Source organism: Hydrogenophaga sp. GW456-12-10-14-TSB4, assembly GCF_059424305.1.
Genome location: NZ_JBWKZH010000056.1, coordinates 1 through 16374, shown reverse-complemented (window position 1 = coordinate 16374; position 16374 = coordinate 1). Strand labels below are relative to the sequence as shown.

General features: G+C 65.3%; 13 protein-coding genes and 1 tRNA gene. All 14 read right to left on the bottom strand.

All coding sequences use genetic code 11. From position 1 onward, the window contains the following. Positions 1–34 precede the first annotated feature (34 nt). A complete protein-coding gene (locus AC07ZS_RS22540; RefSeq protein ID WP_494800764.1) occupies positions 35–721 on the bottom strand; it encodes a DUF4390 domain-containing protein in 687 nt (228 codons plus the stop codon). A gap of 34 nt (positions 722–755) precedes the next feature. Then, positions 756–2117 carry a 16S rRNA (cytosine(967)-C(5))-methyltransferase RsmB gene (gene rsmB, locus AC07ZS_RS22535; protein WP_494800763.1) on the bottom strand — a complete coding sequence of 454 codons (1362 nt, stop codon included), beginning with the start codon at positions 2115–2117 and terminating at the stop codon, positions 756–758. A 44-nt stretch (positions 2118–2161) separates the two neighbouring features. Continuing rightward, positions 2162–3190: a M48 family metalloprotease gene (locus AC07ZS_RS22530; RefSeq protein ID WP_494800762.1), complete on the bottom strand. Its 1029-nt coding sequence runs from the start codon at positions 3188–3190 to the stop codon at positions 2162–2164. After that, entirely contained in the window at positions 3190–3783 is a 594-nt protein-coding gene (locus AC07ZS_RS22525; protein WP_494800761.1) for a LemA family protein, read from the bottom strand. The genes AC07ZS_RS22530 and AC07ZS_RS22525 overlap by 1 nt, the downstream gene beginning before the upstream one ends. A 247-nt stretch (positions 3784–4030) precedes the next feature. Then, positions 4031–8251: a DNA-directed RNA polymerase subunit beta' gene (gene rpoC / locus AC07ZS_RS22520; protein WP_494800760.1), complete on the bottom strand. Its 4221-nt coding sequence runs from the start codon at positions 8249–8251 to the stop codon at positions 4031–4033. Between the two features lie 26 nt (positions 8252–8277). Then, positions 8278–12402, bottom strand: a complete 4125-nt coding sequence (gene rpoB, locus AC07ZS_RS22515) for a DNA-directed RNA polymerase subunit beta (RefSeq protein ID WP_494800759.1) — start codon at positions 12400–12402, stop codon at positions 8278–8280. Positions 12403–12662: 260 nt separating this feature from the next. After that, a complete protein-coding gene (gene rplL, locus AC07ZS_RS22510; RefSeq protein ID WP_494800758.1) occupies positions 12663–13043 on the bottom strand; it encodes a 50S ribosomal protein L7/L12 in 381 nt (126 codons plus the stop codon). Positions 13044–13086: 43 nt separating this feature from the next. After that, complete coding sequence (gene rplJ / locus AC07ZS_RS22505) at positions 13087–13614, bottom strand: 50S ribosomal protein L10 (protein WP_494800757.1); 528 nt, start codon at positions 13612–13614, stop codon at positions 13087–13089. A 232-nt stretch (positions 13615–13846) separates the two neighbouring features. Next, on the bottom strand, positions 13847–14542 hold the full coding sequence (gene rplA, locus AC07ZS_RS22500; RefSeq protein WP_494800756.1) for a 50S ribosomal protein L1: 696 nt from the start codon (positions 14540–14542) through the stop codon (positions 13847–13849). After that, positions 14543–14974, bottom strand: a complete 432-nt coding sequence (gene rplK, locus AC07ZS_RS22495) for a 50S ribosomal protein L11 (RefSeq protein ID WP_137922451.1) — start codon at positions 14972–14974, stop codon at positions 14543–14545. A 116-nt stretch (positions 14975–15090) separates the two neighbouring features. Next, the gene (gene nusG, locus AC07ZS_RS22490; protein ID WP_494800755.1) at positions 15091–15657 is read right to left on the bottom strand and encodes a transcription termination/antitermination protein NusG; all 567 of its coding nucleotides are present in this window, start codon (positions 15655–15657) and stop codon (positions 15091–15093) included. Next, positions 15654–16037 (bottom strand): preprotein translocase subunit SecE, encoded by a 384-nt coding sequence (secE, locus tag AC07ZS_RS22485; protein ID WP_494800754.1) that lies wholly within the window; start codon positions 16035–16037, stop codon positions 15654–15656. Before secE ends, nusG begins: the two co-directional genes overlap by 4 nt. 158 nt (positions 16038–16195) lie before the next feature. Continuing rightward, positions 16196–16271: transfer RNA gene (locus AC07ZS_RS22480), tRNA-Trp, on the bottom strand. A 30-nt stretch (positions 16272–16301) separates the two neighbouring features. Next, on the bottom strand, positions 16302–16374 hold a 73-nt coding region (locus tag AC07ZS_RS22475; RefSeq protein ID WP_202932829.1), incomplete at its 5' end, for an EF-Tu C-terminal domain-related protein.

The window sequence follows — 16374 nt, the reverse complement described above, 5'->3', positions numbered from 1 at the left end:
TGGCCGCGCGGGCCTTGCACGCTGGACATGGCGGCTAGCGCGCGGGCTCGCGCGGGCTGGTTTCGCCGGTGAGTTCGACCGCATGCACGCCGCTGCCGGTCGTGTGTTCCGGGGTCTTGTCCGCTTCGGCCCGCGCCGGCACCGGCAGGGTCTGGCGGACTTCCACGGTCCACTCGGGCTGGTTGGCCATGCCGATCTGGAACGGTCGGGGCAGCAGGCTCAGGTCGAGCCGGAACGAGAACTCGACCTCGTGGTCGGCATCGGCTTCGAGCCGCACCGCGTCGGCCAGCTTCCAGCGCGCCACGCGCCCCACGCCGGCCAGCGCCTCATTGAGGGAGTCGAAGTTCTGGTGCAGGGCGTACTGCAGGCCCGCCCCCCCTGCCACGGCAGCGGTTTCATTGGACAGACTCACGCGCCAGCGCCGGGTGAGCGGCTGGTAGGCCAGGCGCAGCGTGCGCGTGGCGCTGGCCACGCGCTTGTCGGTCCAGTACCAGCGGGAGCGGTACACATCGGCGTGCCAGACGAAATAGAGGGGAACCGCCTTGTACAGGGCGTCTTCGACCACCTGGGCGGGCTCGAGCTCCATGCGGGCGGACAGGAACAGGGCTTCGTGGGTGCGCTGCAGACCGAGCTGCAAGACCTGCGGGGCCTGGGCGTGCGCGGGCCAGAGCGCCAGCAAGGACAGCGCCACCACCAGGCAGAACCCGCGCAAACGACTCATCGCGCGGGTCCAGCGGGAGGTGCCAGGCCGTCGGTCAAGGCTGGGCCTTGTCGATGCGGGCGTAGAAGAATCCGTCGTATCCACCTGGCGGATTGTCGTTGAACTCCCCCGACGGGGCGGCCGAACCGGGCAGCAAATGCCCCGGCGAGGGCCGATGAACCGCGTCAGTGTGGCGCCCAAGGAACGCCTGCACCTGCCCGGCACCTTCGGCCCGGAACACCGAGCAGGTGGCATAGATCAGCCGCCCGCCGGGCTGGAGCAGCGGCCAGAGCGCGTCCAGCAGGCCGCGCTGTGTGGCCACCAGGGCGTCCACGTCGCTGGCGCGGCGCAGCCAGCGGACATCCGGGTGGCGGCGCACGATGCCCGAGGCGGTGCACGGCGCGTCGAGCAGGATGGCATCGAAAAGCTGGCCATCCCACCAGGCGGCGGGACGGGCGGCATCGGCGCAGCGCACCGTGGCTTGCAGGCCCAGGCGCTGCAAGGTGTCGCTGATGCGTTCGCAGCGGAGCGGGTCCACATCGAGCGCCAGCAGCTTGAGGTCGGCGCGTTCCAGCAGGTGAGCGGTCTTCCCACCAGGCGCCGCGCAGGCGTCGAGCACGCGGTCGCTCGGGGACCACGTCCGACCGGTCAGCAGCTGGTCCGCCGCCATCTGGGCGGCGGCGTCCTGCACCGAGCAATGGCCCTGGGCAAAGCCGGGCAGGCGCTCGACCGGCTGCGGCGCGCCCAGCACCAGGCCGTCGCTGCCCGCCGGGGTCGCCGCCAGGCCGACGGCCTCCAGGGCCTGCAGGTAGGCGGCCCGGTCCACGCGGCGGCGGTTCACGCGCAACGCCATCGGACCGGGCTGGTTGTTCGCGTCCAGAATGGCGCGCCACTGCTCGGGGTGGTCGCGCTGCAAGCGCTCGATCCACCACAGCGGGTGGTTCCAGCGCGCCACGGGGTCCGCCGCCACCCGGGCCAGCAGGTCGTCGCGCTCGCGCAGGAAACGGCGCAGGCAGGCATTGATGAACGCGGCCTGGCGTTCGGTGCGGCGGTCCTGGCGGGCGGCCTGCACCGCCTGGTTCACCACCGTGTGCGCGGGGTACCGGGGGGCGCGCTCGTCCGCCACGTCCAGCAGCAGGGCCACCGCGCTGCCCATCAGGGCCTGCGCAGGCGGCGCCGGCTTGCGCTCCACCAGCCGGGCCACCAGCGCGCGGGCCGTCCCCAGATGGCGCAGCGCATGGAAAGTGAGTGCCTGCACGCCGGGCCGCAAAGCCGGTGGGACCTCGGGCAAGGCCTCGCTGAGCGACCGCCCCTGCTCGACCGCCAGCACGCAGGCGGCGGTGTGGCGCAACTGGGTCGCGAGGGTCGGCCCTTGTGGGCCGGAGGCGGTGGAGGTCGAGGGGGCCGGGGCGGTCAAAGCGGGTTCCGTGGCAAGCGCAGACAGGGCGAAGACCACGAGTGTCACACAGCGCGGGGCGGCGGGGTGGCGGGCTCCTCCTCGCCCCGCTCCAGGGGCAGCGGCCCCATGTTCCGCCCATAGATGCGACGGATGCGCAGGGCCAGCGGCGGGTGCGAGTCGAGCCAGTGCTCGGTCTTGCCACCGGCGTTCGCCACCAGCAGCATGTGCTGCACCATCGATCCCATCTGGCGCGGCACCACCCCTTCGCGCTGCTGACTCAGCACCTTGCGCAACACGCCGCCCAGGCCGTCCCGGCTGCGCGTCCATTGCACCGCGCGCGCGTCGGCCAGGTACTCGCGTTGGCGCGAGACGGCCGCCTGCAGCGCATGACCGGCGAGCCAGCCCAGCCAGCCCGCGCCCATGATGGCCAGGCCGATCAGCGCCGCGATCCAGCGCCGGTCCCGGCTGTCGGGCTCGGCCAGGTCCTGGCCCATGCGAAACAGCATCTCCAGCCCGAACACCATGCCCACCAGGCGCATGTTCAGGCGCGTATCGCCTTCGGCGATGTGGCTGAACTCGTGCGCCACCAGGCCTTGCAGCTCGTCGCGGGTCAGGAGGTCGAGCGCGCCCTGCGTCACCGCCACCACCGCATCGCGCTCGTCCCAGCCGGCGGCGAAGGCGTTGATGCCCCGGTCGCGGGCCAGGACCATGGCCTGGGGCCGCTGCAGACCCGACGAGATGGCCATCTCGTCGATGATGTTGCAGAAGCGCTGTTCATCGAGGTTGCCCGAGGGCTGTGCGGGCCGCGCCCCCATCTGTTCGGCCAGCCGCGCGCCGCCGCCGTCGGCCAGGCGCGAGGTCTCCACCCACCAGCCGCCGAGCACGAAGAGCAGCGTGACGCCGGTGTTCACGGCGAAGAAGTGGCGGGGAAAACGCAGCTCGCCGGGCACCCAGAAACCCCAGGTGAGGCCCCAGGCCAGGGCGAGCGCGGCGTTGACCGCGACCAGCAACAGCAGCACGGTGAGCGCGAACGCGAACAGCAGGCGCCGGGTCTCACCCCGGGCGTCGCGCTGGAACTCGAAGAAGCGCATCAGAGCTGGATGCGCAAGGTCTCACGTTCGGCTTCGCTGGTGGTGGACGCCAGCATGGCCAAGGGCTGGAAGCCGAACAGGCGCGCGATGAGCAGCGTGGGGAACTGGGCGGCCGCGTCGTTGAACTCGAGCACGTGGTCGTTGTAGGCCTGGCGTGCGAAGCCGACACGGTTCTCGGTGCTGGTGAGTTCCTCGCTGAGCTCGCGCATGCTCTGGTCGGCTTTGAGATCGGGGTAGTCCTCGACCACCGCGAACAGCTTGCCCAGTGCGCCGCCCAAGGCCTGCTCCGCACCGGCCAGGGCCCCGAGCGCACCGGCGTTGAGCGGGCTCGTGGCCGCCGTCTGCTCGGCCATGCGCGCCTGATTGCGCGCCGCGATCACCGCCTCCAGCGTCTGGGCTTCGTGGGCCAGGTAGCGGCGCGCCACCTCCACCAGGTTCGGAATCAGGTCGTAGCGGCGCTTGAGCTGCACATCGATCTGGCCGAAGGCGTTGGCGATCGCGTTCTTGAGCCGCACCAGCCGGTTGTACGCCCCCACCGCCCAGAAGAACACCACCAGACCCAAGGCGATGAAAACCCACAGCGAGACGGACATATTCGGAACTCCTGGTTGTTGGCATGCGCCTCCCACCCATCGGAAGGCGCGGCCAATATACCCCGCGAGGCCCAGGCCAGGCCTGCACGCGCACCATGAAAAAAGCCCCCGATCGGACGACCGGGGGCTTTTGTTGGCTCGATGGCAGAAGTGTCCCTGTCCAGAAACACCGCGGAACCGGCTTCGCCGGGCCGCAGGTGTTGCCCCCTTGAGGGGGCGGCGCACAGCGCCGCAGGGGTGGGCCTTCTTACTCGGCTTCGTGCGTGCTCGACGCGTCGGCCTGATCGGCCTGGTCGGCAGCCAGCGAGATCGCGTCGGCCTCGGCGATGGCACGGCGTTCCTCGTCGTCCATCTTCTCCTTGACCTTGCGGGCCTCGTGGTAGGCCATGCCAGTACCGGCCGGGATCAGACGACCCACGATCACGTTTTCCTTCAGACCGCGCAGCTCGTCGCGCTTGCCCATGATCGCGGCCTCGGTCAGCACACGGGTGGTTTCCTGGAAGGAAGCCGCCGAGATGAACGAGTCGGTGGACAGCGAGGCCTTGGTGATACCGAGCAGCACGTTGCTGTAGGTCGCGGGGATCTTGCCATCGGCGCGCAGGGCGTCGTTGGTGTTGAGGATCTCCGAGCGTTCGACCTGTTCGCCAGCGATGTAGCTCGAGTCGCCCACGGCTTCGACCACGACGCGGCGCAGCATCTGGCGAACGATCACCTCGATGTGCTTGTCGTTGATCTTCACGCCCTGCAGACGGTAGACGTCCTGCACTTCATCGACGATGTAGCGCGACAGCTCTTCGATGCCCAGCAGGCGCAGGATGTCCTGCGGATCCGCCGGACCGTCGACGATGCTCTCGCCCTTGTTGACCACCTGGCCTTCGTGCACCAGGATGTTCTTTTCCTTGGGGATGAGCTCGTCCCACACCTTGCCGTCCGGGTCGGTGATCTGCAGGCGAACCTTGCCCTTGGTCTCCTTGCCGAACGACACGGTGCCGGTCATCTCGGCCAGCATGCCCTTGTCCTTCGGGCTGCGGGCTTCGAACAGCTCGGCCACGCGCGGCAGACCGCCGGTGATGTCGCGGGTCTTCTGGCCTTCGACCGGAATGCGCGCCAGCACCTCGCCGGGGCCCACGTCCTGACCATCGCGCACCTGGATCAGCGAACCGATCTGGAAGCCGATGGTCACCGAGTGGTCGGTGCCAGGGATCTTGACCTCGTTGCCCGTGCCGTCGATCAGCTTGACCTGCGGACGCACGACCTTGGCCGCGCCGCGGCGCTTCGGATCGATCACCACCAGGGTGGACAGGCCGGTGACATCGTCCACCTGCTTGGCCACGGTGAGGCCTTCCTCGACGTTCTCGAACTTCACCTGACCGGCGAATTCCGTGATGATCGGGCGCGTCAGCGGATCCCAGTTGGCCAGAATCGCACCGGCCTTGATGGTCTGGTCGGCCTTGACCGACAGGATCGCACCGTACGGCACCTTGTGGCGCTCGCGCTCACGGCCGTGCTCGTCATGAATGACGATCTCGCCCGAACGCGCGATCACCACCAGCTCGCCCTTGGTGTTGGTCACGTAGCGCATGGTGGCGTTGAAGCCGATCACGCCGCTGGACTTGGCTTCCACGCTGGAGGCCACCGCTGCGCGCGATGCCGCACCACCGATGTGGAAGGTGCGCATGGTCAGCTGCGTGCCGGGTTCGCCGATCGACTGAGCGGCGATCACACCGACCGCTTCGCCGATGTTGACCAGGCCGCCGCGACCCAGATCGCGGCCGTAGCACTTGGCGCAGATGCCGAAACGGGTTTCGCAGGTCAGTGCGGTGCGCACCTTGACCTCGTCCACCGCGGCGGCTTCCAGCACGTCGAGCAGGTCTTCGTTGAGCAGCTCGCCTGCGGGCACCAGCACTTCGCGGGTTTCCGGGTGGATCACTTCCTCGGCCGTGGTGCGGCCCAGCACGCGATCGCGCAGCGATTCGATCACTTCACCGCCCTCGACGATGGCGCGCATCAGCGTGCCGTTGGAGGTGCCGCAGTCCTGGCTGTTGACCACCAGATCCTGCGTCACGTCCACCAGACGGCGGGTGAGATAGCCGGAGTTGGCCGTCTTCAGCGCCGTGTCGGCCAGACCCTTTCGGGCGCCGTGGGTGGAGATGAAGTACTGCAACACGTTGAGGCCTTCACGGAAGTTCGCCGTGATGGGGGTCTCGATGATCGAGCCGTCAGGCTTGGCCATCAGGCCGCGCATGCCGGCCAGCTGGCGGATCTGAGCGGCGGAACCCCGCGCACCGGAGTCGGCCATCATGTAGATGGAGTTGAACGACTCCTGGTCCACTTCCTTGCCGCTGCTGTCGGTCACCTTCTGCTTGGCGAGCTGGGCCATCATGACCTTGGAGATCTCGTCACCGGCCTTGCCCCAGATGTCCACCACCTTGTTGTAGCGCTCGCCGGCGGTCACCAGACCGGAGGCGTACTGCTGGGCGATTTCCTTCACCTCGTTCTCGGCGCGGTCGATGATGGCGGGCTTTTCCTTGGGCACCAGCATGTCGTCCACGGCGATCGAGATGCCGGCGCGCGTGGCCAGACGGAAACCGTTCTGGAGCAGCTTGTCGGCGAACACCACGGTTTCCTTCAGACCGCACTTGCGGAACGAGGTGTTGATCAGGCGCGAGATTTCCTTCTTCTTCAGCGCCTTGTTCAGCACGTCGAAAGGCAGGCCCTTAGGCAGGATCTCGGAGAGCAGCGCACGGCCCACGGTGGTGTCCACCAGCGAGGTGGAAGCCACGAATTCGCCGCTGGCCTTGTCCAGCGCGTGCTGGGTCAGGCGCACGCCGATCTTGGCGGTGATCTCGACCACGCCGTTGTCCAGCGCGCGCTGCAGCTCGGCCAGGTCGGCGAACAGCATGCCCTCGCCCTTGGCGTTGATCCGCTCACGGGTCGCGTAGTACAGACCCAGCACCACGTCCTGCGAAGGCACGATCGAGGGTTCGCCGTTGGCCGGGAACAGGATGTTGTTCGAGGCCAGCATCAGGGTGCGGGCTTCGAGCTGCGCTTCCACGGACAGCGGCACGTGAACGGCCATCTGGTCACCGTCGAAGTCGGCGTTGAAGGCCGCGCAGACCAGCGGGTGCAGCTGGATCGCCTTGCCTTCGATCAGGATCGGCTCGAAGGCCTGGATGCCCAGGCGGTGCAGCGTCGGTGCGCGGTTGAGCATCACCGGGTGTTCCTTGATCACTTCTTCAAGGATGTCCCACACCACCGGCGTGCCGGCTTCCACTTCCTTCTTCGCGGCCTTGATGGTGGTCGCGATGCCCATGGCTTCGAGGCGCGAGAAGATGAAAGGCTTGAACAGCTCCAGCGCCATCAGCTTGGGCAGGCCGCACTGGTGCAGCTTGAGCGTGGGGCCGACCACGATGACCGAACGGCCCGAGTAGTCGACGCGCTTGCCCAGCAAGTTCTGGCGGAAGCGGCCGCTCTTGCCCTTGATCATGTCGGCCAGCGACTTCAGCGCGCGCTTGTTGGCGCCCGTCATGGCCTTGCCACGGCGGCCGTTGTCCAGCAGCGAGTCCACGGCTTCCTGCAGCATGCGCTTCTCGTTGCGCGCGATGATTTCAGGGGCTTTCAGCTCGAGCAGGCGACGCAGGCGGCTGTTGCGGTTGATGACGCGGCGGTACAGGTCGTTCAGGTCGGAGGTCGCGAAGCGGCCGCCGTCCAGCGGCACCAGCGGACGCAGGTCCGGCGGCAGCACGGGCAGCACGTCGAGCACCATCCACTCGGGCTTGATGCCGGACTTCTTGAAGGCTTCCAGCACCTTCAGGCGCTTGGCGTTTTTCTTGATCTTGAGTTCGGAACCGGTCAGGTCGTTGCGCAGCTTCTCGATCTCGATGTCGAGGTCGATGGCCTGCAGCAGTTCCTTGATGCCCTCGGCGCCCATCTTGGCAATGAACTCGTCGCCGAATTCCTTGCGCTTGGCGTCGTAGTCGTCCTCGCTCATGATCGCGAACTTCTTCAGCGGGGTCATGCCCGGATCGACGATCACATACGCTTCAAAGTACAGCACGCGCTCGATGTCGCGCAGCGTCATGTCCAGGATCAGGCCCAGACGCGACGGCAGCGACTTCAGGAACCAGATGTGGGCGCAGGGCGCGGCCAGGTCGATGTGACCCATGCGCTCGCGGCGCACCTTGGTCTGCGTGACTTCAACGCCGCACTTCTCGCAGATCACACCGCGGTGCTTGAGGCGCTTGTACTTGCCGCACAGGCACTCGTAGTCCTTGATCGGGCCGAAGATCTTGGCGCAGAAAAGACCGTCGCGCTCGGGTTTGAACGTGCGGTAGTTGATGGTCTCGGGCTTCTTGACTTCACCGAAGGACCACGAGCGGATTTTTTCCGGCGAAGCCAGACCGATGCGGATGGCATCGAAATGCTCGTCGGGCGTGAACTGCTTGAACAGGTCGAGCAAAGATTTCATGGGTTGCTTTCCTTAAGTTCGGTGAATCAGGAACGTTCCAGCTCGATGTCGATACCGAGCGAGCGGATTTCCTTGACCAGCACGTTGAACGACTCGGGCATGCCGGCGTCGATCGTGTGCTCGCCCTTGACGATGGATTCGTACACCTTGGTGCGGCCCTGCACGTCGTCGGACTTGACGGTGAGCATTTCCTGCAGGATGTACGAAGCGCCGTAGGCTTCCAGCGCCCACACTTCCATTTCGCCGAAACGCTGGCCGCCGAACTGCGCCTTGCCGCCCAGCGGCTGCTGGGTGACGAGCGAGTACGGGCCGGTGGAGCGGGCGTGCATCTTGTCGTCGACCAAGTGGTGCAGCTTCAGGAAGTGCATGTAACCCACGGTGGTCTTGCGCTCGAAAGCGTCACCCGTGCGGCCGTCGTACAGCTGCGCCTGGGTGCGGGTCTCGGTCAGGCCCTTGAGCTGGGCGATGTCGTCCGGGTAGGCCAGCTTGAGCATCGCGCGGATCTCGTCTTCCGACGCACCGTCGAACACCGGGGTCGCGAACGGCACACCGGTCTGCAGGTTTTCGGCCATTTCCAGGACCTCGGCGTCGCTCAGATCGGCCAGGGTTTCCTTCTTGCCGGCCTGGTTGTAGACGGTCTCGAGGAACTTGCGCAGCTCGGCCACCTTGGCTTCGGCCTGCAGCATGTCGCCGATGCGCTGGCCCAGGCCCTTGGCGGCCCAGCCCAGGTGGACTTCGAGCACCTGACCCACGTTCATGCGCGAAGGCACGCCCAGCGGGTTGAGCACGATGTCGGCGGGGGTGCCGTCGGCCATGTGCGGCATATCTTCCACGGGCACGATCTTGGAGACCACACCCTTGTTGCCGTGGCGGCCGGCCATCTTGTCACCGGGTTGCAGGCGGCGCTTGACGGCCAGGTAGACCTTGACCATCTTGAGCACGCCGGCGGGCAGCTCGTCGCCTTGCGTGAGCTTCTTGCGCTTCTCTTCAAACGCGAGGTCGAAGCTGTGGCGCGTCTGCTCCATCGAGTTCTTGATGGACTCGAGCTGGGCAGCCACGGTCTCGTCGGCCGGGCGGATATCGAACCAGTGGTACTTCTCGACGTCGTCCAGGTAGGCCTTGTCGATGGTCGTGCCCTTGGACAGCTTCTTCGGGCCGCCGTTGGCGACCTTGCCCACCAGCAGCTTCTCGATGCGGTCGAAGGCATCGGCTTCCACGATGCGCAACTGGTCGTTGAGGTCCAGGCGGAAACGCTTGAGCTCGTCGTCGATGATCTGCTGGGCGCGCTTGTCGCGCGTGATGCCTTCGCGGGTGAACACCTGCACGTCGATCACGGTGCCTTGCGAGCCCTGGTCCACGCGCAGCGAGGTGTCCTTCACGTCGGAAGCCTTCTCGCCGAAGATCGCGCGCAGCAGCTTCTCTTCCGGCGTCAGCGTGGTCTCGCCCTTGGGCGTGACCTTGCCGACCAGCACGTCGCCGGGCAGCACTTCGGCGCCCACGTAGATGATGCCGGAGTCGTCCAGGCGGTTGAGCTGCTGCTCGGCCAGGTTGGGAATGTCGCGGGTGATTTCTTCCGCGCCCAGCTTGGTGTCGCGCGCCATCACCACCAGTTCCTCGATGTGGATCGAGGTGTAGCGGTCGTCGGCCACCACGCGTTCGGAGATCAGGATCGAATCCTCGAAGTTGTAGCCGTTCCAGGGCATGAAGGCGATCAGCATGTTCTGGCCGATCGAGATCTCACCCAGGTCGGTCGAAGCGCCGTCGGCGATCACGTCACCCTTGGCCAGCTTGTCGCCCTTCTTGACGATGGGGCGCTGGTGGATGTTGGTGTTCTGGTTGGAACGCTGGTACTTGATGAGGTTGTAGATGTCCACACCCACTTCACCGGCCACGGCTTCGACGTCGTTCACGCGGATCACGATGCGGGTCGCGTCCACGTAGTCGACCACGCCGCCGCGCTTGGCGGTCACCACGGTGCCGGAGTCGATCGCGGCGACGCGCTCGATGCCGGTGCCCACCAGGGGCTTCTCGGGGCGCAGCACGGGCACAGCCTGGCGCGACATGTTGGCGCCCATCAGCGCGCGGTTCGCATCGTCGTGCTCGAGGAACGGCACCAGCGAGGCGGCCACCGAGACGATCTGCGCGGGCGACACGTCCATGTACTGGATGGTGTCGGCCGGCGTCAGGATCGATTCGCCCTTTTCACGTGCGGAGATCAGGTCACCGGTCAGGCGGCCTTCGGCGTCGAGCGCGGCGTTGGCCTGGGCGATAACGTACTTGCCTTCCTCGATGGCCGACAGGTAGTCGATCTGGTTCGTCACCTTGCCGTCGCTCACGCGGCGGTACGGCGTTTCGATGAAGCCGTATTCGTTCAGGCGCGCGTACAGGGCCAGCGAGTTGATCAGGCCGATGTTCGGGCCTTCCGGCGTTTCGATCGGGCAGACGCGGCCGTAGTGGGTCACGTGCACGTCGCGCACCTCGAAGCCGGCGCGTTCGCGGGTCAGACCGCCCGGGCCCAGGGCCGAAACGCGGCGCTTGTGCGTGATCTCGGCGAGCGGGTTGGTCTGGTCCATGAACTGCGACAGCTGCGACGCACCGAAGAACTCCTTGAGTGCCGCGGAAATCGGCTTGGAGTTGATCAGGTCGTGCGGCATCAGCGGCTCTTGCTCGGCCTGCCCGAGGCGCTCCTTCACGGCCTTTTCGATGCGGGCCAGGCCGGTGCGGTACTGGTTTTCGGCCAGTTCGCCGACGCAGCGCACGCGGCGGTTGCCCAGGTGGTCGATGTCATCGACTTCGCCGCGGCCGTTGCGCAGATCCACCAGGATCTTGACCACGGCCAGGATGTCGTCGTTGGACAGCACCATCGGGCCGGTGGATTCGTCGCGGCCCACGCGGGCGTTGAACTTCATGCGGCCCACGCGCGACAGGTCGTACGTGTCCGGGTTGTAGAACAGGCGGTGGAACAGGGCCTGCACGGCGTCTTCGGTCGGCGGCTCGCCGGGGCGCATCATGCGGTAGATGGCCACGCGCGCGGCGAACTCGTCGGCGGTTTCGTCGATGCGCAGGGTCTGCGAGATGTAGGCGCCCTGGTCCAGTTCGTTGGTGTACAGGCACTGCAGGTCCTGCACGCCGGCCGTGCGCAGCTTCTTCAGCAGCGCTTCGGTCAGCTCTTCGTTGGCCTTGGCGATGATCTCGCCGGTGTCGGTGTCCACGATGTTGCGGGCCACGACGCGGCCGATCATGAAGTCTTCCGGCACGCTGATGTGCGAGGTGCCGGACTGCTCCAGCTCGCGGGTGTGGCGCGCGGTGATGCGCTTGTCCTTGGCGACCACGACCTTGCCGCTCTTGTCGGTGATGTCGAAGCGCGCCACTTCACCGCGCAGGCGCTCGGGCACGAAGGCCATCTGCGCACCGCTGTCCATCAGGCGGAAGTGGTCGTTGACGAAGAAGTTGGCCAGGATGGCTTCCGGCGTCAGGCCGATGGCCTTGAGCAGGATGGTGACCGGCATCTTGCGGCGACGGTCGACACGGAAGAACAGCACGTCCTTGGGGTCGAACTCGAAGTCGAGCCAGGAACCGCGGTAGGGAATGATGCGAGCGGAGAACAGCAGCTTGCCCGAGCTGTGCGTCTTGCCCTTGTCGTGTTCGAAGAACACACCTGGCGAACGGTGCAACTGAGACACGATCACGCGCTCGGTGCCGTTGATGATGAAGGAGCCCTTCTCGGTCATCAGGGGCACTTCGCCCATGTAGACCTCTTGTTCCTTCACCTCCTTGACCACCTTGGACTGCGCGGTCGAAGACTCGCGGTCATAGATGATCAGCTGGACGCGAGCGCGCACGGCGGACGCAAAGGTCAGGCCGCGGGTCTGGCATTCGCGCACATCGAAGGCGGGCTTGGCCAGGTTGTACTCGACGAACTTCATCTCCACGAAACCGTTGTGGGAGACGATGGGGAAAGCGGCTTCAAATGCCGCCTGCAGGCCTTCGGCGGTGCGCTTCTTGGGTGCGCTGTCGGCTTGCAGGAACGCGGTGTACGCGTCCTTCTGCATTTGCAGGAGGTAAGGAATCGCGAGGACGTTTTCGCGGGTACCAAAGCTCTTGCGGATGCGCTTGCGTTCGGTGTATGAGTATTTCGATGCTGAGGCCATGAGATCTCCGGGCTTGAGGTCTGCGGCGACTGTCTTGCCTACCAGGGACGGATTCCTGGTGACTTTCTTGGTGGCTGGCCTCTACCAACCATTGGCGGACGGCCTGTGCGTTGCACACAGGCCCGAACCAAGTCGTTTTCTGCAGTCGGGGTCAGAAAACACTCAAAAACCGCTTTTTGAAGCGGACTTTTGGGTGTGCTCTGAAAGCACCAAAGGCTGGAGGCCCTTATCGAGCACTCCAGCCCCTGAAACCGGGCGAATTACTTCAGCTCGGCCTTGGCGCCGGCTTCCACCAGCTTCTTGACGGCGGCTTCGGCGTCAGCCTTGGCAACAGCTTCCTTGACGTTCTTCGGTGCGCCGTCGACCAGGTCCTTGGCTTCCTTGAGGCCCAGGCCGGTGATTTCGCGCACAGCCTTGATGACGGAGACCTTGTTCGCGCCGGCTTCGAGCAGCACGACGTTGAATTCGGTCTTCTCTTCAGCGGCTGCGGCAGCACCACCGCCGGCGCCGCCGGCAGCGGGAGCGGCCATGGCTGCAGCGCTCACACCAAACTTCTCTTCGATGGCTTTCACCAGCTCGTTGAGTTCCATGACCGTCATGCTGTCCAGCGCGGTCAGAAATGCGTCTTTATCGAATGCCATTTTGATTTCCTAACAATTGATTTGAATGAAAGTGCCGCGCCACTCAGGCAGCAGCCGCTTCTTCGGCTGCCGGTGCGGCAGCGCCTTCGCCTTTTTTGGCCGCCAGCGCGCCCAGCACAACGGCCGTGCGCGAAATGGGCGACATCAGCAAGCCACACAGCTGCGCCAACAGGACTTCCTTCGAAGGAATGCTGGCAAGCGTCTTCACGCCGTTGACGTCCAGGGCCTTGCCTCCGTACACACCGCCGCGGATCACCAGCTTGTCGTTGGTTTTCGCGAACTCGGCCACCACTTTCGCAGCGGCCACGGCGTCTTCAGAGAAGCCATAGATCAGCGGGCCGGTCATCTGGTCAGCGGCCACTTCAAACGGGCTGCCAGCCACCGCACGGCGGGCCAGGGTGTTTTTCAACACACTCAGGCTCACACCGTTGCTGCGGGCTGTCACGCGCAGTTTGTCCATGTTCGCGACCGTGATGCCACGGTATTCCGCCATCACGAGCGTTTGAGCTTTTGCGGCGAGGCTGGTCACTTCGGAAATGACCGCTTCTTTCTCACTGCGATTCAGACTCAAGGTCTACTCCTTAAATGTGCCCTCGGTCCTTCGAGACCTGGGGCACGCCTCATTGCAGCGATTCAACTGTTTCGGAACGGATTCCATCTGCAGCGGGATCGCCATCTGCGTTGGCTTGTCACAATTAAGCCGGCTTGCACCGGCACCAACGGTCTTGGATGGCCCCCGGATCGGCTTGCGCCAGCCCGGGGCCCACCACACCCAGGCCCCGAAGGGCCCGAATTTCTTGCGATTACGCCGAGATGGACTGGGTGTCCACGCGGACGCCCACACCCATCGTCGACGACACCGCCACCTTGCGCAGGTAGACACCCTTGCTGGTGGCCGGCTTGGCCTTGGTCAGCGCGTCGAGCAGTGCCACCAGGTTGCCCTGGAGCTTGTCGGCGTCGAACGAGCGACGGCCGATCGTGCCGTGCACGATGCCTGCCTTGTCGACGCGGAACTGCACCTGGCCTGCCTTGGCGTTGCGCACGGCTTGCGCCACATCGGGCGTCACCGTACCCACCTTGGGGTTGGGCATCAGGCCGCGCGGGCCCAGCACCTGACCCAGGGTACCGACGATGCGCATGGCGTCCGGCGAGGCGATGACCACGTCGAAGTTCATGTTGCCGGCCTTGATGTCGGCGGCGAGGTCGTCCATGCCGACGATGTCGGCACCAGCGGCCTTGGCTTCTTCGGCCTTGGCACCCTGGGCGAACACGGCCACGCGCTTGGTCTTGCCGGTGCCGTTGGGCATCACGACGGCGCCACGCACCACCTGGTCCGACTTCTTGGCGTCCACGCCGAGCTGGATCGCCACGTCGATGGACTCATCGAACTTGGCGTTCGCGCATTCCTTGATGATCGCCAGGGCGTCGGTCAGGGCGTACAGCTTGTTGCTGTCGACCTTGCCTTCGAAGGCTTTCTGTTTTTTGGTCAGCTTGGCCATTTACACGCCCTCCACAATCACGCCCATCGAGCGGGCCGAACCGGCGATGGTGCGCACAGCAGCGTCCACATCGGCAGCGGTCATGTCCTTCATCTTGGTCTTGGCGATCTCTTCGAGCTGAGCACGGGTGATCTTGCCGACCTTGTTCTTGTTGGGCACCGAAGAGCCCTTATCGAGCTTGATGGCCTTCTTGATCAGGGTCGTCGCCGGCGGCGTCTTGATGATGAAGGTAAAGCTCTTGTCCGCGAAAGCCGTGATCACCACGGGCAGCGGCAGACCGGGCTCGACGCCCTGGGTCTGGGCGTTGAACGCCTTGCAGAACTCCATGATGTTCAGGCCGCGCTGACCCAGCGCCGGACCGATCGGGGGAGAGGGGTTGGCCTTACCAGCTGGCACTTGCAGCTTGATGAAGCCGACGATTTTCTTCGCCATTTTTTAGCTCCTGCGAGTGCAGACGGTTGCCATCAAGACAACCTCCTCGCGGTTGGGGACCCGGGAAAGAACGAATGGCACAGGCGTCGGGCCGACCCGCCTGTGCCACGAAAAAATCAGGTCTTCTCGACCTGGCTGAATTCCAGCTCCACCGGCGTGGCGCGACCGAAAATGGTCACCGACACGCGCATCTTGTTCTTCTCGTAGTTGACTTCTTCGACCGTGCCGTTGAAGTCGGTGAACGGACCTTCCTTGACGCGCACGTACTCACCGACCACGAACTCGACCTTGTGGCGAGGCTTGTCGGTGCCTTCCTGCATCTGGCTGACGATCTTCTGAACGTCTTCCTCGGAGATCGGCGCCGGGCGGTTCTTGGCCCCGCCCACGAAACCCGTCACCTTGTTGGTGTGCTTCACCAGGTGCCAGGTGTCGTCGTCCATCACCATTTCCACCAGCACGTAGCCGGGGAAGAACTTGCGCTCGGTGGTGCGCTTCTGGCCGTTCTTCATCTCCACCACTTCTTCGGTGGGGACCAGGATGCGGCCAAACTTGTCTTGCATGCCGGCGCGGTTGATGCGCTCGACGATGTTGCGCTCGGCGGCCTTCTCCATGCCGGAATAGGCATGGACCACGTACCAGCGCATGCCTTCGGCGGCCACGGGACTGTGTTGCTCGGTCATCATTTCCTCCAGCCCAGGATCAGGTCGTAAAACACCCATTCGACGGTCTTGTCGGTCAGCCACAGAAACAGGGCCATCACGAACACGAACGCGAACACATAGGCCGTCATCTGGATGGCCTCTTTGCGCGCCGGCCAGACCACCTTCTTGACCTCGCGCCAGGCATCCCGACCGAAGGCAATCAGCTGCTTGCCCGACTCGGACACCGCGAACACCACCACGGCGCCCACCAGCAGCACGATCAAGGCACCCCACTGAGCCAGCGCACCGCGCGAGGACAGCAGGTAGAACGCCACGAACGAGCCCAGCAACAGCACGATCGCCGCCACCAGCTTGGCCTTGTCGGCGCCGGTGTGGACGGTTTGAACTTCGGAAGTGGCCATGAGGATCCAGACAATTCGTATCAAAAGGCGCGCTCAAAACCCGAAAGCTTGAGACACGCAAGCCCACCAGAGGTCTTCACGACTTCGGTGGGCTTGTCAACCACTCAACAGGGTGGATTCAGGTTCCTGGCTTCAGGTTCCGCTGAGGTCCTGTTGGGTGGCAGGGGCAGTAGGAATCGAACCTACAACCTTCGGTTTTGGAGACCGACGCTCTGCCAATTGAGCTATACCCCTACTGGCTTCTGCCCCACAAAGGGCTTCTCCTTACGCGATGATCTTGGCGACGACGCCGGCGCCGACGGTGCGGCCACCTTCGCGGATGGCGAAGCGCAGGCCT